Origin of the sequence: Mycobacterium fragae (genome assembly GCF_002102185.1) — a bacterium.
Classification (GTDB): domain Bacteria; phylum Actinomycetota; class Actinomycetes; order Mycobacteriales; family Mycobacteriaceae; genus Mycobacterium; species Mycobacterium fragae.
In genome coordinates, this window is record NZ_LQOW01000018.1 from 58690 (window position 1) to 74395 (window position 15706).

The 15706-nt window shown below is 66.3% G+C and carries 21 protein-coding genes; 15 read left to right on the top strand and 6 right to left on the bottom strand.

The window, feature by feature from the left end; genetic code table 11:
- Nucleotides 1-3 precede the first annotated feature (3 nt).
- The gene (locus AWC06_RS09715; protein ID WP_085196812.1) at nucleotides 4-354 is read left to right on the top strand and encodes a metallopeptidase family protein; all 351 of its coding nucleotides are present in this window, start codon (nucleotides 4-6) and stop codon (nucleotides 352-354) included.
- Between the two features lie 50 nt (nucleotides 355-404).
- Entirely contained in the window at nucleotides 405-605 is a 201-nt protein-coding gene (locus AWC06_RS09720) for a hypothetical protein (RefSeq protein WP_085196814.1), read from the top strand.
- A gap of 16 nt (nucleotides 606-621) precedes the next feature.
- On the opposite strand, the gene AWC06_RS09725 is transcribed toward AWC06_RS09720, so the two are convergent.
- Together AWC06_RS09725 and pheA are read right to left on the bottom strand one after the other, a co-directional pair.
- Nucleotides 622-1311 carry a histidine phosphatase family protein gene (locus AWC06_RS09725; protein WP_085196815.1) on the bottom strand — a complete coding sequence of 230 codons (690 nt, stop codon included), beginning with the start codon at nucleotides 1309-1311 and terminating at the stop codon, nucleotides 622-624.
- Nucleotides 1308-2255, bottom strand: coding sequence for a prephenate dehydratase (gene pheA, locus AWC06_RS09730; RefSeq protein WP_139819996.1), 948 nt, complete (start codon nucleotides 2253-2255; stop codon nucleotides 1308-1310). Before pheA ends, AWC06_RS09725 begins: the two co-directional genes overlap by 4 nt.
- Before the next feature lie 101 nt (nucleotides 2256-2356).
- Between pheA and AWC06_RS09735 the strand changes: the two genes are divergently transcribed.
- The 4 genes from AWC06_RS09735 (at nucleotide 2357) to AWC06_RS09750 (ending at nucleotide 5775) form a co-directional block, all read left to right on the top strand.
- Entirely contained in the window at nucleotides 2357-3169 is an 813-nt protein-coding gene (locus AWC06_RS09735; protein ID WP_085196819.1) for a DUF2470 domain-containing protein, read from the top strand.
- Between the two features lie 36 nt (nucleotides 3170-3205).
- Nucleotides 3206-3967, top strand: a complete 762-nt coding sequence (locus AWC06_RS09740; protein ID WP_227371180.1) for a CPBP family intramembrane glutamic endopeptidase — start codon at nucleotides 3206-3208, stop codon at nucleotides 3965-3967.
- Entirely contained in the window at nucleotides 3955-5073 is a 1119-nt protein-coding gene (locus AWC06_RS09745) for an LCP family protein (protein WP_085196821.1), read from the top strand. Before AWC06_RS09740 ends, AWC06_RS09745 begins: the two co-directional genes overlap by 13 nt.
- Nucleotides 5074-5229: 156 nt before the next feature.
- A complete protein-coding gene (locus AWC06_RS09750) occupies nucleotides 5230-5775 on the top strand; it encodes a ferritin (protein ID WP_085196823.1) in 546 nt (181 codons plus the stop codon).
- Here the strand turns inward: AWC06_RS09750 and AWC06_RS09755 are convergent.
- Genes AWC06_RS09755 through AWC06_RS09765 form a run of 3 tightly spaced genes read right to left on the bottom strand, consistent with a single transcriptional unit; the run spans nucleotide 5772 to nucleotide 8153 of the window.
- Nucleotides 5772-6593, bottom strand: a complete 822-nt coding sequence (locus AWC06_RS09755; RefSeq protein ID WP_085196825.1) for a glycerophosphodiester phosphodiesterase — start codon at nucleotides 6591-6593, stop codon at nucleotides 5772-5774. The two genes, AWC06_RS09750 and AWC06_RS09755, sit on opposite strands and share 4 nt — an antisense overlap.
- A 4-nt stretch (nucleotides 6594-6597) precedes the next feature.
- The gene (locus AWC06_RS09760) at nucleotides 6598-7755 is read right to left on the bottom strand and encodes a DUF4328 domain-containing protein (RefSeq protein ID WP_085196827.1); all 1158 of its coding nucleotides are present in this window, start codon (nucleotides 7753-7755) and stop codon (nucleotides 6598-6600) included.
- A gap of 53 nt (nucleotides 7756-7808) precedes the next feature.
- Nucleotides 7809-8153, bottom strand: a complete 345-nt coding sequence (locus AWC06_RS09765; RefSeq protein WP_085196829.1) for a rhodanese-like domain-containing protein — start codon at nucleotides 8151-8153, stop codon at nucleotides 7809-7811.
- Nucleotides 8154-8612: 459 nt separating this feature from the next.
- On the opposite strand from AWC06_RS09765, the gene AWC06_RS23275 reads away from it, so the two are divergent.
- The 9 genes from AWC06_RS23275 to rraA all read left to right on the top strand — a co-directional run bounded on the left by AWC06_RS23275 (nucleotide 8613) and on the right by rraA (nucleotide 14222).
- A complete protein-coding gene (locus AWC06_RS23275; protein WP_169715328.1) occupies nucleotides 8613-8771 on the top strand; it encodes a hypothetical protein in 159 nt (52 codons plus the stop codon).
- Nucleotides 8772-8922: 151 nt separating this feature from the next.
- A complete protein-coding gene (locus AWC06_RS09775) occupies nucleotides 8923-9546 on the top strand; it encodes a superoxide dismutase (protein ID WP_085196833.1) in 624 nt (207 codons plus the stop codon).
- Between the two features lie 197 nt (nucleotides 9547-9743).
- Nucleotides 9744-10277 carry a peptidase gene (locus AWC06_RS09780; protein WP_085196835.1) on the top strand — a complete coding sequence of 178 codons (534 nt, stop codon included), beginning with the start codon at nucleotides 9744-9746 and terminating at the stop codon, nucleotides 10275-10277.
- Between the two features lie 518 nt (nucleotides 10278-10795).
- A complete protein-coding gene (locus AWC06_RS09785; RefSeq protein ID WP_085196886.1) occupies nucleotides 10796-11194 on the top strand; it encodes a helix-turn-helix transcriptional regulator in 399 nt (132 codons plus the stop codon).
- A 50-nt stretch (nucleotides 11195-11244) separates the two neighbouring features.
- Nucleotides 11245-11901 carry a DUF6474 family protein gene (locus tag AWC06_RS09790; protein ID WP_085196837.1) on the top strand — a complete coding sequence of 219 codons (657 nt, stop codon included), beginning with the start codon at nucleotides 11245-11247 and terminating at the stop codon, nucleotides 11899-11901.
- 4 nt (nucleotides 11902-11905) lie between these two features.
- Nucleotides 11906-12568, top strand: coding sequence for a YcnI family copper-binding membrane protein (locus AWC06_RS09795; RefSeq protein ID WP_085196839.1), 663 nt, complete (start codon nucleotides 11906-11908; stop codon nucleotides 12566-12568).
- A complete protein-coding gene (locus tag AWC06_RS09800) occupies nucleotides 12565-13080 on the top strand; it encodes a copper resistance CopC family protein (protein ID WP_085196841.1) in 516 nt (171 codons plus the stop codon). Before AWC06_RS09795 ends, AWC06_RS09800 begins: the two co-directional genes overlap by 4 nt.
- Before the next feature lie 108 nt (nucleotides 13081-13188).
- Nucleotides 13189-13716 carry an Rv3852 family protein gene (locus AWC06_RS09805; protein ID WP_085196843.1) on the top strand — a complete coding sequence of 176 codons (528 nt, stop codon included), beginning with the start codon at nucleotides 13189-13191 and terminating at the stop codon, nucleotides 13714-13716.
- Nucleotides 13717-13727: 11 nt separating this feature from the next.
- Entirely contained in the window at nucleotides 13728-14222 is a 495-nt protein-coding gene (gene rraA / locus AWC06_RS09810) for a ribonuclease E activity regulator RraA (protein ID WP_085196845.1), read from the top strand.
- On the opposite strand, the gene AWC06_RS09815 is transcribed toward rraA, so the two are convergent.
- A complete protein-coding gene (locus AWC06_RS09815; RefSeq protein WP_085196847.1) occupies nucleotides 14215-15687 on the bottom strand; it encodes a flavin-containing monooxygenase in 1473 nt (490 codons plus the stop codon). The two genes, rraA and AWC06_RS09815, sit on opposite strands and share 8 nt — an antisense overlap.
- Nucleotides 15688-15706 lie beyond the last annotated feature (19 nt).

The window sequence follows — 15706 nt, forward strand, 5'->3', positions numbered from 1 at the left end:
CGGGTGACCGTGCGGATGGATCCGCAACGGTTCGACGAGCTGGTCTCCGACGCGCTCGACCTGATCCCGCCCCAGCTGGCCGCGGTCATGGACAACGTGGTGGTGCTGGTGGCCGACCGGCACCCGGATGAATCCGGCCTACTCGGGCTGTACGAGGGAGTGGCGCTGACCGAGCGGGATTCCAATTACGCCGGCTCGCTGCCGGACACCATCACGATCTACCGCGACGCGCTGTTGGACGTCTGCGACTCCGACGACGAGGTCGTCGACGAGGTGGCGATCACCGTGATCCACGAGATCGCCCACCACTTCGGCATCGACGACGACCGGTTGCACGAATTGGGCTGGGCCTGATCGCGGCGCGCCGACGCGGATCTGTCGGCGCCTAGTGCTAAGAACGACGCATGAGCACAGGCTGCCGCGACTGCCGGGCAGGCTTGGATCACTGCCACGGCACCATGATTCGTCATTGGATGCACCGCTCGGAGTGCACCGAGGACGGATGCACCAGCCCGGAGCTGATGCCGCACGCCTTCGTCATCGACTGCGACGCGGTCGGCTGCGGGTGCGCGGACGTAAGCGCCCCGCCCGCCCTGGCAGGCTGAATCGGATCCGGCGCCGTCACCCCATCGGGTCGACTCCTGACTCGACTGCGTCGGCAACCGGAGTGGGTTCCGGCACCGGATAGAACGGCGGGGTCAGTGCTCCCCACTGCACACAGCTCCAGCGCCCGTCGGTGATCGGCGCCAGCACCACCGCCTCGGTGTTGCCCAGGTGGTGGTCGACGACAAAGCCGCTTTCGACACCGGCCAGCACGGCCGCCGTCAGCCGGATCGCCGCCCCGTGGCTGACGATGACGATGTCGCTGGTCCAGTCGTCGTTGTCCAGATAGCGCATCCGCAGGTCGGTCAACACCGGCACATAGCGGCTCAGCACCTGGTTGGCGGTCTCTCCGCCCGGTAGCGCCAACTCCCGTTCGCCCTCATGCCAGCGTTGATAGATGGCGTTGAACTCGGCCACGGCGTCGTCGTCGCTGCGGTTTTCCAGGTCGCCGACCTGCACCTCGTGTATGCCGATGACGGCATGCGCGGGCATGTGTACCTCGGCGCTGAGCTCTGCGGCGGTCTGCGCGGCGCGGGTGGCCACCGAATGCAGCAACAGCCCCGGGCGGTACGAATCGTCGCGTGCGAAAGCCCGGGCCTGATCGCGGCCCAGCGGCGTGAGCTCGGTGCCCGGCGGGCGGGTGTCCAGCCGGCGCTCGACGTTGCCGTAGGACTGGCCGTGCCGCAGTAATACCAGCCGACCGCTCATCGTTGCGGCTCCGGGTCCTGCTCGGGTTTGCCCGCGCGCAGCTGTTCCAGCCACCGTGACGCCTCGTCCAGCTGCGGCGGCGGCGCGCCGGCAGCCGCTCCCATCGGCCAGGAACCCAGGTATCGCACATCAGCACAACGACGGTGCAGCGCTTTGAGTGCCTCGGCGACCGCGTCGTCGTCGATGTGGCCCACGCAATCCAAGAAGAACATGTAGGTGCCCAACTCGGTTCGGGTGGGCCGGGATTCGATCCGGGTGAGGTCGATGTCGCGCATACCGAACTCGGTGAGCGCCGACGCCAGCGCGCTCGGCACGTTGTCGATGCGCAGCACCACCGACGTCCGGTCGGTGCCGGTACGAGCCGGCGGCGGGGCCGGCTGACCCACCAACACGAACCGGGTGCGCGCATTGGCTTCGTCGACGACGCCCTCGGCGAGTGCCACCAACCCGCGGTGGGTGCCGGCCAGCGGCGAACTCACCGCGGCGTCGACCCGACCATCGGCGACTTGCTGCGCGGCATCGGCATTGGAGTTCGCCGGGCGCACTTCGGCCGCGGGCAGATGGGCGGCCAGCCAACGGCGCACCTGTGCCGCGGCGACGGGGAAGGCGGCCAACGTGCGCACGTCGTCGGCCGCCCGGCCCGGTTTGACGACGATGTTGAACGCGACATCGAGGGTCAACTCCGCGAACACCTGCAGCGGCGTCCCGATTGCCAGTGTGTCCAGCGTGGGTATGACCGAACCGTCGATCGAGTTCTCGATCGGTACGCAGGCGTAGTCGGCAACGCCCTCGCGGACGGACTCCAGTGCAGCGGGTGTGGTCTCGGTCGGCATCGGCTGCACGGCATCTGGGCTGGGCTGCGGCACCATGCCGGCCTCGACCATCTGCCGCAGCGCCGCTTCGGTGAAGGTCCCCTCGGGACCGAGGTAAGCGATCCGGGCCACATTCAAACACTATCGGGTCGAACATCTTGCGCCGCCGAAGCCAACCTAATTAAGTTAGGCTTGCCTCACCTAATTTCCGACAGAAGCCGGGACGGTCAACGATGACACTTGCCAATTGCGCGGCACCGACGACGGCCGAGCGGATCCGCAGCACCTGCGCCCGCGCGGGTGGGGCCCTGCTCGCCGTCGAACGCGCCGAACCGCTCACCACGCCGCTGCATCACCTGCTCGACGACGGCTCGTTCGCGGTAGCGGCTCCCATTGGTGGCCCGGTCGGCGCGGTGAGCGAGCACATGGCCGACTGCGGCAACCGCGGCGCCCCGGCCGTCTTGGAATTGGCCGACTATGCGCCGCTGCCGCTGCGTGAGCCCGTGCGCTCGCTGGTGTGGGTCCGCGGCCGGCTCCACCAGGTGCCGACGGCGACCGTGCCCAATCTGCTCGACCGGATCGCCGCCGAGGTCCCGAACCCCGCGCTGCTGCAAGTGCAGACGCCGCGATCCGGGCCGGTCGTCGACGACGACACCCGTTACGTGCTGCTGCGGCTGAACATCGAGTCGGTGGTGGTGACCGACGGGGCTGGCGCCGAGGCCGTCGACGTCGGCGCCCTGCTGGCAGCCCGACCCGACCCGTTCTGCACATTCGAATCATGCTGGATCCGGCACTTGGACACCGCGCATCGTGACGTGGTCGCGCGTTTGGCGTCCCGGCTGCCCGCACGGCTGCGCCGCGGCGATGTCCGTCCGCTCGGCCTTGACCGCTACGGGGTGCGGTTACGCATCGAAAGCGCCGACGGCGACCGCGACGTCCGGCTGCCCTTCCACAAGCCGGTCGACGACGTGAGCAGTCTGAGCCAAGCCATCCGGGTGCTGATGGGCTGCCCGTTCGTAAACGGCCTGCGCGCCCGGCGGTGGTGAGCGGAAGACTGCCCGAGTCCGGTTACCGTGTCGAGGGTGACCGCACCCGATAGTCGACTGGTCCAGCGGCGCGCGTTGCGTATCGAGCTCGCCGTCGTGTTGGGCGTCACGTTCGGCCTGAGCGCCGTCACCGCGATGCTGCAACTGGCCGACTCGGTGCTGCGGAACCTGAGCAGACAGCGGATCCCGCTCAACCCGAGGCGGTCCTACTTCGACCTGATCGACCTGGGACTGAATGCGACCGTCGTCGCGCAACTGATCGCGTGGGGTGGGCTCGGCCTGTACCTGTTGTGGCGCAGCGGCTTAAGCCCTGCCCGGATCGGGCTGGCTCGCTTCGACTGGCGTGCCGATCTGCTGGGCGGCGTCGGTCTGGCCGCGCTGATCGGGCTGCCCGGATTGGCTCTCTACCTCGCGGCGCGGGCGCTGGGGCTCAACGCCTCGGTCATCCCGTCGAGTCTGAGCGACACCTGGTGGCGAGTCCCGATGCTGGTGGTGATCGCGTTCGCCAACGGCTGGGCCGAGGAGGTCATCGTCGTTGACTATCTGCTCACCCGGCTGAGTCAGTTGGGCGTGCCCAACCGGCTGTCCGTCATTTGTTCGAGCCTGCTGCGCAGCGCTTACCACCTCTACCAAGGCTTCGGTGCCGGGCTGGGCAACCTCGCCATGGGCCTGGTGTTCGGGTACGTCTGGCAGCGCACCGGCCGGCTATGGCCGCTCGTGATCGCGCACGGACTCATCGACACCGTGGCATTCGTCGGGTACGCCCTACTGGCCGGCCATCTCGGATGGCTGCGGTGAGCACCGTCGGCCCGAACCCGCCGCGGGAGCCGTCGCCGGTGATCCGCCGTGATCCCGGCTATCGCCGCCCGGTGCCCGAACCTTCCGGACGACTGCCGCGCACCGGGCCGCCTCCGCCGGCGCGTGGGCATCCCCGGCGTAAACGCGCGTGGGGACAAGTGATTTCGCTGAGTCTGCTGATCATCTTGTTGCTGATCGGCGGGGGCGTCCTGGGCGGCACGCTGTGGATGGACACCGCGCTGCACCGCGCGCCGGTGCTGGCCGACTATCCCGGCCGGCCGGCTTCCGGACACGGCGCGACGTGGCTGCTGGTCGGTTCGGATAGCCGCCAAGGCCTCACCATCGAACAGCAGCAGGCGCTGGCGACCGGCGGCGACATCGGCAACGGACGAACCGACACCATCTTGCTGGTGCATGTGCCGGCTTTGGGATCTGCCGCCCCGACAACCATGGTGTCCATCCCCCGCGACTCCTATGTACCGATTCCCGGCTACGGCCGGGACAAAGTCAACGCGGCATTCGCGATGGGCGGAGCGCCGTTGTTGGCGCAGACGGTCGAACAGGCCACCGGGCTACGGCTCGATCACTACGTCGAGGTCGGTTTCAGCGGTTTCGCCGTCGTGGTCGACGCGCTCGGCGGGGTCACCGTTTGCCCGGCGTCTGCGATCAGCGACCCACTGGCCGGTATCGACCTGCGGGCCGGCTGCCAGAAGCTCGACGGCCGCACCGCACTCGGCTTTGTCCGCACCCGGGCCACTCCACGTGCCGATCTCGACCGCATGATCAACCAGCGCCAGTTCATGTCTGCCCTGTTGCATCGTGCAACCAGCCCCGCGGTATGGCTGAATCCGTGGCGATGGTATTCCGTGCCACACGCGGCGGCCGACGCCATGACCGTCGACAACGGCGATCATGTCTGGGACCTGGCCCGGCTGGGCTGGGCGCTGCACGGATCCACGACCACGCTGACGGTGCCCATCGGGGAGTTCACCGGCGGGGACGCGGGCTCTGTCGTGGTGTGGGACCACCACAAGGCCGCCCAGCTATTCGACGCGCTGGCCGCCGACGAGCCGGTACCCGTAGCCGTCCTCGGCGAACAACCCTGAGCACTTCGGCAATAGGCGATTAAACAATTCCAACCGTCTCGGCCCAACATCGGAATTCCGCGTTCTTACTATAGGCTTGCTTTACTTAGGCAAAGCTGGCCGAAGTAAGTATTACCTTGGGTGACAAGCGATTTGAGCTGCAGTAACGTTGCCACCATGACCGACCGTGATGCCCACAAAACAAAGTTCCATGCATTATTGCAGGAACAGATCTACAACGAATTCACCAACGCCCAGCAGTATATTGCGGTGGCCGTTTATTTCGACGATTCCGACATGCCTCAATTAGCGAAACACTTTTACCGGCAAGCCGTCGAGGAACGTAATCACGCGATGATGCTGGTGCAGTATCTGCTCGACCGCGATGTCCGCGTTGAGATCCCCGGCGTGGACGGGGTACGCAACACGTTTGACACCCCGCGTGATGCGCTGGCGCTGGCGCTGGAGCAGGAGCGGGCCGTCACCGAACAGGTCAGCACGCTGGCCGCGGTCGCCCGCGACGAAGGTGACTACCTCGGCGAGCAATTCATGCAGTGGTTCCTCAAGGAGCAGGTCGAAGAGATGGCGCTGATGACCTCGCTGCTGCGGGTCGCCGACCGCGCCGGCGGGAACGTGTTCGACCTGGAGAATTTCGTCGCGCGTGAAATCGACTCGCCGCGTAGCGAATCCGATGCGCCCCACGTCGCCGGGGGCCGCCTCTAGAGGCCGGCGTCGGTCAGGCCATCCTCCAGCCAGGCTTTGACGCGGCCGGGGTGGTGGGTGGCCAGCCAGGCCACGCCCACGTCCCGGCAGAACTTGGCGTCCTCGTAGTGGTCGACGTTCCAGCAGTACAGGGCTCGCCCTTGCGCCGCGGCACGGTCGACGAGTTCGGGGTGTTCACGAAGCGTGGCCAGCGACGGCCCCACCGCGGTGGCGCCGACCGCCGTGGCCGCACCGCTGCCCAGATACAGCGAGCTCCTGGCGAGCAGCACGGTGGGCAGCATCGGCGCCGCCCGCCGGACCCGCCACAGCGCAGCCGCGGAAAACGACATCAGCACCGCGCGGGATCGGTCCGCCGATGCCGGCGAGGCAATCCCGAACCGATGCAACAGCGCCAACACCTTGCTTTCCACCAGCGCGCCGTAGCGAACGGGATGTTTGGTCTCGACGAAGATCTTCACCGGCCGCCGCCAATCGAGAACCAGCGCGACCAGTGCGTCCAACGTCAACAGGCCGGTATCGCCGTGGGTGCCGTCGGAGCGCCAACTCCCATGCCACGCCCCGTATTCCAACTTGCGCAGCTCGGCGAGAGTCATCGTGCTGACCAGTCCGGCGCCGGTTGACGTTCGGTCCAGCCGGCGGTCGTGCACGCAGACCAGATGGCCGTCGCGGGTGAGCCGGACATCGCATTCCACGCCGTCTGCGCCCTCTTTCAGCGCGAGATCGTATGCGGCGAGGGTGTGTTCGGGCAGAGAGGCCGATGCGCCGCGGTGGGCCACCACGTATGGATGCCGGGCGAACACCTCATCGGCCCGCGTCATAGCACTATGCTGCCGGTTCCTCCCCCGCCGACTCAACTGCGGGAGCAGATCCTGATGTGCTTGTTCCACCGTTTTCAGTGTCTTCACTGTCGGGTACGACGACCCAGCGATGGGCCGGCCGCTCGACGGGTTTGCGTTCGAATCCTTCGAAGACCCTTGCGGTTGCGATCACCGCGGCCAACGCCAGTAGATACGCGACGATCATCGCCACCGTGTTGTTGGCGATGCCCTGGGCATCTTGCGCCCCGCCGGTGACGGTGGCGAAGACAGACGTCACGCTGCTGACCACCCACAACAGCCACCATCCCCAGATCGTCTTGCGCAGTCGGCTGTATTGGTCCTCGGTTTTGGCCAGCTCGATGAGGTACACCAGCGCCCACACCACACCGAGCAGGGGTAGGCAACAAATCGTCACACAGCCGGCCATCAATCCCCAGCTGGCCGGGTGGCCCAGCTTCCCCAGTAGGACGGCGAACGCGATGGCCAAGACCAAAGCGGTCGACGGCGGCAACAGGCAGCCGACCCACAGCGCCCACACCGGACGAGGTTCGGTCCTGCCGTAATGCGTGAAAGCCGCGGAGCGGCGCGCGATCAACCATCGCGTCAGCACGACGGCGCAGGTGCTTACTGCCGCGATCGCGGCCAGGCTGGCCAGCACTGACAGCCCCATCGACGCGATGGCCACCAGTGGGTTCAGCAAGGTGTTGCGGTTGATGATCAGCAGCACGTACCGAATCAAATGAACCGTCGCGGCGATGCCCAAGGTCAGCACGCTGACCAAGAACGTCGCACGCACCCGGGAGGCCAGTGGCGCCTTCTGCACCGCCGACGCCGGCGTCACTGTGGCGGCATCGATGTGGTCCGCCAGACCCCAGCGCGGTATCGCCGTGTACCGCGGGGTCGGGCCCAGCGGTGGCCGACGACGTCGGGCGGGCGGCGGCGCGCCGGGACGCACCGCGATCCATCGATAACCGGGCGGCAGCCGCGGTGCCGTCCGCGGGCGGACAGCCGGCTGAGCGGCCGAGCGCGCACTCCACCTCGGGTCGGGACCGGGCGCCTCCGTGGATGGCGCCAGCAGCGTCCCACGGCAGCGCGGACACCACACACGCTGCCGGTCGCGCACGTTCCAGCGTGTGCCGCACTGGGAGCACACTTGGATCACCGCATCAGCCTAACGGTCAGAACGCGCTGCTCCGCGACGATGCACGGCATACCTCAGATGCCGCCTGGACCACCGTCATCGGTGATCACCGGACGCCCCGCTTTGGCCCATGCCAGCATGCCGCCGTCGACATTGACGGGTTGATACCCGTTGCGCTGCAAATACTGCGCTACCCGCAGGGAGCGTCCACCGGCCTTGCAGACGATGTACAACTTCGCTGCCGGATCGATCTCCTGCAGCCGAGTGGGTACCTCGCCCATCGGAATGTGCAGAGCGTCCGCGGCGTGACCACGTTGCCACTCGTCGTTCTCTCGCACGTCCAGCAACACCGCCGCCGGCCCGAATTCCGCGGGCAGCTCGGCGACGTCGGCGTGCGCGACCACCGCTTCATCGGGCATGAGCTCGATCTTGGCATGGGCGGTGCGGCTGTGCAGGGCGCGGCACCCAGCTACCACCGGGTATCCACAGTTTCCACAGGTTTATGCACAAGTGCCCGCCAACCGCGGGCGGGTTGACGTGGGTTCGATACCCCGACTCGGCGGTCAGCTGTGGATAACATGGCCCGTTTTCGGCATCGCGATCGACAGGCCCGCCGGAGGCCGAGCGAATTCATCGTCACCCTAAGCATCCCCCGTGTGGGGGACATCACGGGGAATCGCTTTTCGGGTAACGGCTGAAAAGCAGCATCCGGCGCCGGTCGCCGCTATCGGTCAGCCAGCAACAACATGCTGGTCAGCACCCTGTTTCCGGTCCAATTTTTCCAGCGGCTGATATGGCGCTATGATCGCGACCACCAGCGGTTACTTGTGACTCATCTCACTGGGGGCGAGTTTGGACATGCAGGTCGGGTTCAGGCCATGACAACGCAACCGATCGGACCACCGTCGGCGGCGCCGTCGTCGCAGTGGTATGCCAACTCGCCGACATGTAATCGGTCGTACTTGCTCGCCGGTTTGCGCGCAGGCCTGATCGCCCTGGTTTTGCTGGCGGTCCTCGCGGTCATCATTTGGTTCTGAAGTCCCCTATCTCGGGTACTCCCGCGGTGCACTCGTTGTTGCGGTGCGCGCCGTCATGGAGCAGGGTTGACTAAGCCGGGTCGCCGCGCAGCGAACACTGCGAGTGGAGACAAGAGGAGCAGCCCCGCCAACGATCGAAGGAAGGAATCTCGTGGCTGAATACACGTTGCCGGATTTGGACTGGGACTACGGTGCTCTCGAGCCGCATATCTCCGGTCAAATCAACGAGCTTCACCACAGCAAGCACCACGCGACTTATGTGAAGGGCGCCAACGACGCCCTCGCCAAACTCGAAGACGCCCGCTCCAAGGAAGACCACTCCTCGATCCTGCTGAACGAGAAGAACCTGGCGTTCAACCTCGCCGGACATGTCAACCACACCATCTGGTGGAAGAACTTGTCCCCCAACGGTGGTGACAAGCCCACCGGAGAGCTCGCCGCCGCGATCGACGACGCGTTCGGATCGTTCGACAAGTTCCGCGCGCAGTTCCACGCGGCCGCGACGACGGTTCAAGGATCAGGCTGGGCTGCGCTTGGCTGGGACACGCTTGGTGGAAAGCTGTTGGTCTTCCAGGTGTATGACCACCAGACCAACTTCCCTCTCGGCATCGTTCCACTGCTGCTGCTCGATATGTGGGAGCACGCCTTCTACCTGCAGTACAAGAACGTCAAGGTCGACTTCGCCAAGGCGTTCTGGAACGTTGTCAACTGGGAGGATGTGCAGTCGCGCTACGCGGCTGCAACCTCGAAGACCAAGGGGCTGATCGCCGGCTGACGTTATCGCGGTTCTCCCTCGGGGCGTCCTGCGGTTCGCGCGGCGCCCCGCTTTCGTTTCTGCTGCGTTTCATTTTGTGCCTGTTGCGGCTGATTGCTCGTGTCCGCTTGCGGGTATCCCAGGTCTAACGCATGCTGAGCTCATCGACCCGCCGGCCTGGCGCCGGATGTCTCAGCCGAAGTATCGCGGAGGGCGAAATGGAGACTGGGTCAGGTCGGGCCATCGAGGTGGCCCCCTTTCACTCCCATGGCGCCCTGAAGGGATTTGCGATCTTCGGCCGTTGGCCCGACTCGACGAAGGAGTGGGCGCAACTTTTGATGGTGGCCGTCAGAGTTGCGTCGCTGCCCGGATTGCTTGACACCACAACGGTATTCGGCGCTCGCGAGGAATTGCCGGATACCCCGGTACCCGGCACGGTCGGATTGGTGCTGGCGGAGGGTCCGGTGGTTGGCGAATCTGCCATCAAGCCAGGCTATTTCGCTGAGCATCAGCCCCCTGCACTACTGATGCTGCATCCGCCGTCGGAAACCACGCCCTCGTTGCCTGAATGCAGCGGCGCCGCGTCGGGATGCGTCCTGCTACCCGGGCTGCCATACCTGGGGCTCGAGCACCGGGCGGCCTGGGTGGAAGCCGAAGCCGACGGCACAGTCACCTCGATGGTCAGCCGCGTGGGCGTCGATCCCATCAGCCATCCCGACACCGCCATCCTGGCGATGCTGCTTGCCGCCTAACCGGCTCTCGCGAGCAACCGTCACAGCCGTGCGCTGAGCTCGGTTGCGCACGCCGCACGGGCGTAAACGGTGGCGTCGGCAGATACTGCCCGGGCCGTCGCGCAGTGCGTCCAAGGTACCCACAACTAGGCCTGCAGTTGGTCTGATCAGCAGGCCCTCAAACCTGACCAAAATGGATGTCGCGGAGGCCTCGCGACCTTTGACAGCAAAGCAGCTTTCCGATGCTTTCTCGCGACGCGCCGGTTGCCGGATGCGACGCGCGCGCAGCCGACGAAGCTGTCCGCCGCAGTCGGTGGATCCTGCTGCGACGCGGCGCCGCACAATTCGCTTGGCGCATCTGGTGTATACGCGCTACAACACTGTCAGTCTTGTTTGGTGGCGCTGTCGATGACCGTCGCCGCCGTCGGCGGCAATTCCGCACGGGTTTGCACTTGGTTGTGGCCATAACTCTCGCTACGATGATCAGCAAATACGTGCATGGAATCCTTCGTCCTACCAGCCCGGTGGAGGTCATATCGATGAGCACGACGTTTGCTGCCCGTTTGAACCGCCTGTTCGAGACGGTTTATCCGCCAGGACGGGGGCCGCACACGTCGGCTGAAGTGATCGCGGCACTCAAAGCGGAGGGCATCACGATGTCGGCTCCCTACTTGTCGCAGCTACGCTCCGGCAATCGCACGAACCCGTCGTCCGCGACCATGGCGGCCCTCGCGAACTTCTTCCGCATCAAGCCCGCCTACTTCACCGACGATGAATATTACGAAAAGCTCGACAAAGAATTGTCCTTCCTGAACACGATGCGCGATGAGAACGTTCGGCGCATCGCGCTGCGCGCCAGCGAGCTGTCTGCCGAGGCGCAGCAAGATCTCGTGCAGCGGGTCGACGAGTTGCGCCGCAAGGAGCACCTGGACGCCTAGCCCGCGGTCCTGACGAGAAGCGGCCCATCCAATCCGGTTAGTGTTGGCCCATGGCCGTGTTCCGCAAGCGAAAAAGCCGCGCGATGCGTCGTGCCGAAGCCCGGGCGATCAGGGCCCGAGCCAAGCTCGAGGCAAAGCTGTCGGCGAAAAACGATGCTCGCCGGTTCAAGGCCGCGCAGCGGGCCGAAGCGAAGGCGCTCAAGGCGCAATTGAAGGCGCAGCGAGACAGCGACCGAGCCGCGTTGAAGGTGGCCGAGACTCAGCTCAAGGTGGCGCGTGAGGGCAAATTGTTGTCACCGACCAGGATTCGTCGGCTACTGACCGTTTCTCGGCTGCTCGCTCCGATCGTGGTGCCGTTGGTTTACCGCGCCGCGATGGCTGCCCGCGGGCTGATCGATCAGCGGCGCGCCGACCAACTCGGCGTTCCGCTGGCTCAGATCGGTCAGTTTTCCGGGCACGGGGCCACGCTGTCGGCCCGCATCGCGGGGGCCGAGCAATCGTTGCGGGCGGTGCAGGAGAAGAAGCCCAAGGACGCCGAAACCAAGCAATTCGTGTCCGCTATTTCCGAACGGCTCAGCGACCTGTCGGCGGCTGTGACCGCTGCGGAGAACATGCCCGCCGCAAGGCGGCGCGCTGCGCATGGCGCGATCTCCAAACAACTCGACGAGATCGACGCCGACCTGATGGCACGCCTTGGATTGGCCTGATTGGATGGCACGCCAGCACAGGGCGGTTTCGCGCGCCATGATCGCGGCCGCCGTCACAATCCTCGGATCAGTTGCCACGAGCGCCCCGGCGTCCGCCCACGTTCATGCCAGCAGCGACGACGCCGTGCGCGGCAGCATGGCGTTGGTCACCTTCCAGGTGCCCAACGAGTCCGCGACGGGCGCGGCCACCACAGCGCTCATGGTTCGCCTTCCGGACGTCACGTCCGTGCGCACCGAGACGATGCCGGGATGGACGGTCGCCCTCGATCGGGATTCCGCTTCGGGCGTCGTCCGCTCGGTGACCTGGACGGCGGTACCACACGGCGGGATTCCGGTGGATCAGTTCGGGTTGTTCCGGATCTCGGTGAAGCTTCCCGACACCGACACCGTGAGCTTCCCGGCTAGCCAGACCTATGCGGACGGGTCGGTGGTGAACTGGGATCAGCCGCAGCTGCCCGGCGGCGGGGAACCGGAGCATCCGGCGCCGATGCTGACACTGGCAGCGGGCCCGAAACCCGCTCCCGGACATCACATGAACGCACCTCCCATGGCGCCGGCCGAGCAGCCTGGGCCGTCACCGGACAACGCCGCCCGAGTCCTCGGCGGCGTAGCTCTGCTGGTCGCCGCCCTGGGAATCTCTCTTGCGCTGGTCCGGCGACGGCGATGAACGCCACGGCGCGCGCGGTTGCGGCGAGCCTGCTGGTGGCCGCAAGCATCCTCGCCGCCACCTTGGCCGCCGCAGCCGCCCACGCGCATGCCAGCCGGGTTTCCGCCGATCCGGCTGAAAATTCCGCTCTGAGCGCCGGTCCGGCCCGGGTCAGCGCGACCTTCAACGAACCGCTGCAAACCACGTTCGCCGCCATGACCGTCGTGGGACCCGACGGAAAACTGTGGTCCTCCGGCCAGCCCCAGGTGCGGGGCGCGGTCGTCAGTGTCGCGGTGCGGCCGCTGGGGCCCGTCGGCCGTTACACGGTGAACTACCGTGTGACCTCGGCAGACGGGCACGTGGTATCGGGATCCTGGTCGTTTTCCCTGACGGTGCCCGGCGGTGGCACCCCGGGGCCGCCGGCGGGCACGGGGGAGACCGCGGCGCACGGCATCCCGGTCTGGCCGTTTTTTGCCGGCGCAGCTGTGCTACTTGCCTGTGCGGGATTGTGGGCGACGCGCCGCCGAGCCTAAGCCTCACCCGAGCCGGGTAACACGGTGCTGCGGCCCTGGCATGATGGGCTTCGACTGTTGGTGTCCGTGACTGGTGTAGGCGACGAGAAACTGCAAAGGAGCAGCCGCATGGCAGACCCGCAGGATCAACCGGACAACCCGCCCGACACCTCACCCGAGGATGCTCCCGGCGCCGGCCCTGGTGAGCCGTCGCCGCCGGCACCAGCTGCGGACAACGCGCCGCCGCCCGCCAAGGATGCGGAGAAACCGGCTGAACAACCAGCTAAGAAGGCCGCCAAGAAAGCACCTGCCAAGGCCGCGAAGAAGGCTCAGCACGGGTCGGCGAACGCGGCCAAGAAAGCGGCGGCCAAAAAAACGCCCGGCAAGAAAGCGCCCGGCAAGAAGGCGCCGGCCAAGAAAGCCGCCGCGAAGAAGGCACCCACGTCGCCCCGAATCGAGACCAACGGCCAGCTTGCCGCTGGCGCCAAGGATGCTGCGGCACAAGCGAAGTCGACGGTGGACGCGGCCAGGAACCCTATGTCCGCGCCGCCCGCCGTGCCGACGGGCGGCCGCTTCCCGGTGCCGCTGGCGGTAGCGATCGCGGTCAGCTTGCTGGCGTTGCTGCTGATACGCCAACTACGTCGGCACGGCAGCTGACCCGCGTCCCGGTGAGCGTGACGTTTCGGCCGACGGCTGATCTGGTCGACGAAATCGGGTCCGACGTGCGCAGCTGTGACGTTCAGTTCCGCCAGTTCGGCGGCCGGACACAGTTCGCAGGCCCGATCAGCACGGTGCGCTGCTTTGAGGACAACGCGCTGCTGAAGTCCGTGCTGTCGACGCCCGGCGAAGGCGGTGTCCTGGTGATCGACGGCGCGGGCTCGCTGCACGCCGCGCTGGTCGGTGATGTCATCGCCGAATTGGCCCGTTCCAACGGCTGGGCTGGACTGGTCGTGAACGGCGCCGTTCGGGATGCCTCGACGCTGCGCGGCATCGCCATCGGCGTCAAGGCGCTTGGCACCAACCCTCGCAAGAGCGGCAAAACCGGCGCCGGGGAGCGAGACGTCGAGGTCAGCCTGGGCGGTGTGACATTCGTGCCGGGCGACATCGCCTACAGCGACGACGACGGGATCGTCGTCGTCGCGGCAGCAACCAGTATCAGCTAACCGCCACTGCGGCAGGCTGTTTGGCGAAGTGGAGCGACTCGTCGTCGACCCGGCCGCGCCGGATGAGACGCAGGTCCAGCAGATAATTCTGCTTGAGCCGCCACGGGGTCACTGCACCCGCCTTCGGCAGATAGTCCAATGCCCGCAGCACATATCCCGGCGTGAAGTCCATCAGCGGGCGCTCCTCCACCGAATTGCCCGGATGCTGCGGAACCACGGTGTCGAAGCCGTGCGAATCCATGTAGTTGAGTATTCGGCAGACGAACTCAGATACCAGGTCGGCCTTGAGTGTCCAGGACGCGTTGGTGTAACCGATGGTGAACGCCATGTTCGGCATGCCGGTCAGCATCATGCCCTTGTAGGCCATCGTTTCTTTGAGCTCGACGGGCATGCCGTTGCGCCGGATTTCGGCGCCGCCGAACAGCTGCAGGTTCAAACCCGTTGCGGTGATGATGATGTCGGCTTGTAACTCTTCACCGGAACTCAGCTTGATGCCGGTTTTCGTGAAGCGATCGATGGTGTCGGTGACGACGTCGGCTTGGCCGTGCCGGATGGTGCGGAACAGGTCGCCGTCGGGCGCCAGACACAACCGCTGGTCCCACACGTTGTACCGAGGGCCGAAGTGCTTCTCGACGTCATAGCCCTTGGGCAGACGCCGCTCCGCCATCGTCATCAGGGTTTTGCGCATGTAGGCCGGGAACCGTCGGGAAAGCTGGTAGATAGCCGTGCTGAAGACGATTGCTCTCCACCGGTTCGCGACATGGGCCGCTTTGTCCGGAAGCAGCCGGTTGGCCCGGTCGGCGAAGGGATCGACCCCGGGCAGCGTGCCGATGTAGGTGGGCGAGCGCTGCAGCATCGTCACGTGGCCGGCGCCGGAGTTCACCAGGGCCGGGATGAGTGTCACCGCGGTAGCACCGGATCCGATCACGACGACCCTCTTGCCCGCGTAATCCAGGTCCTCGGGCCAGTGCTGGGGATGGACGATGGTGCCCTCGAAGTCTTGCGCCCCTTCGAACTCCGGCGTGTAGCCCTCGTCGTAGTTGTAGTAACCGCTGCAGGCGAACAGGAACGAGCAGGTGATCTCGCTTTTTTCGCCGTCGTTCTCGACGGTGACCGTCCAGCGGTTGTCGGCGTCGGACCACTCTGCGGCCACCACCTTGTGGCGGTAGCGGATGTGCTTGTCGATACCGTTCTCGGTGGCGGCCTCCTTGATGTAGGCCTTGATCGACGCGCCGTCGGCGATCGCCTTGGCCGAGCGCCACGGCTTGAACCGGAAGCCCAGGGTGAACATGTCCGAGTCGGAGCGGATCCCCGGGTATTTGAACAGGTCCCAGGTGCCGCCGAGGTCGTCGCGGCGCTCGAGGATCGCGTAGCTCTTCGACGGGCAGCGGTCCTGCAGGTGCCAGGCCGCGCTGATACCGGAGATGCCGGCGCCCACGATGACAACGTCAAGGTGTTCACTCATGCCGCACACCGTATCAACA

Coding starts and splice junctions, on each gene's coding strand:
- AWC06_RS09735 (WP_085196819.1), top strand. CDS start 2,357: ATGACACTTGCCAATTGCGCGGCACCGACGACGGCCGAGCGGATCCGC.
- AWC06_RS09790 (WP_085196837.1), top strand. CDS start 11,245: ATGGCCGTGTTCCGCAAGCGAAAAAGCCGCGCGATGCGTCGTGCCGAA.
- AWC06_RS09755 (WP_085196825.1), bottom strand. CDS start 6,593: ATGACGCGGGCCGATGAGGTGTTCGCCCGGCATCCATACGTGGTGGCC.
- AWC06_RS09720 (WP_085196814.1), top strand. CDS start 405: ATGAGCACAGGCTGCCGCGACTGCCGGGCAGGCTTGGATCACTGCCAC.
- AWC06_RS09765 (WP_085196829.1), bottom strand. CDS start 8,153: ATGCCCGATGAAGCGGTGGTCGCGCACGCCGACGTCGCCGAGCTGCCC.
- AWC06_RS09725 (WP_085196815.1), bottom strand. CDS start 1,311: ATGAGCGGTCGGCTGGTATTACTGCGGCACGGCCAGTCCTACGGCAAC.
- AWC06_RS09815 (WP_085196847.1), bottom strand. CDS start 15,687: ATGAGTGAACACCTTGACGTTGTCATCGTGGGCGCCGGCATCTCCGGT.
- AWC06_RS09745 (WP_085196821.1), top strand. CDS start 3,955: ATGGCTGCGGTGAGCACCGTCGGCCCGAACCCGCCGCGGGAGCCGTCG.
- AWC06_RS09750 (WP_085196823.1), top strand. CDS start 5,230: ATGACCGACCGTGATGCCCACAAAACAAAGTTCCATGCATTATTGCAG.
- AWC06_RS09805 (WP_085196843.1), top strand. CDS start 13,189: ATGGCAGACCCGCAGGATCAACCGGACAACCCGCCCGACACCTCACCC.
- AWC06_RS09800 (WP_085196841.1), top strand. CDS start 12,565: ATGAACGCCACGGCGCGCGCGGTTGCGGCGAGCCTGCTGGTGGCCGCA.
- AWC06_RS09795 (WP_085196839.1), top strand. CDS start 11,906: ATGGCACGCCAGCACAGGGCGGTTTCGCGCGCCATGATCGCGGCCGCC.
- AWC06_RS23275 (WP_169715328.1), top strand. CDS start 8,613: ATGACAACGCAACCGATCGGACCACCGTCGGCGGCGCCGTCGTCGCAG.
- AWC06_RS09785 (WP_085196886.1), top strand. CDS start 10,796: ATGAGCACGACGTTTGCTGCCCGTTTGAACCGCCTGTTCGAGACGGTT.
- AWC06_RS09780 (WP_085196835.1), top strand. CDS start 9,744: ATGGAGACTGGGTCAGGTCGGGCCATCGAGGTGGCCCCCTTTCACTCC.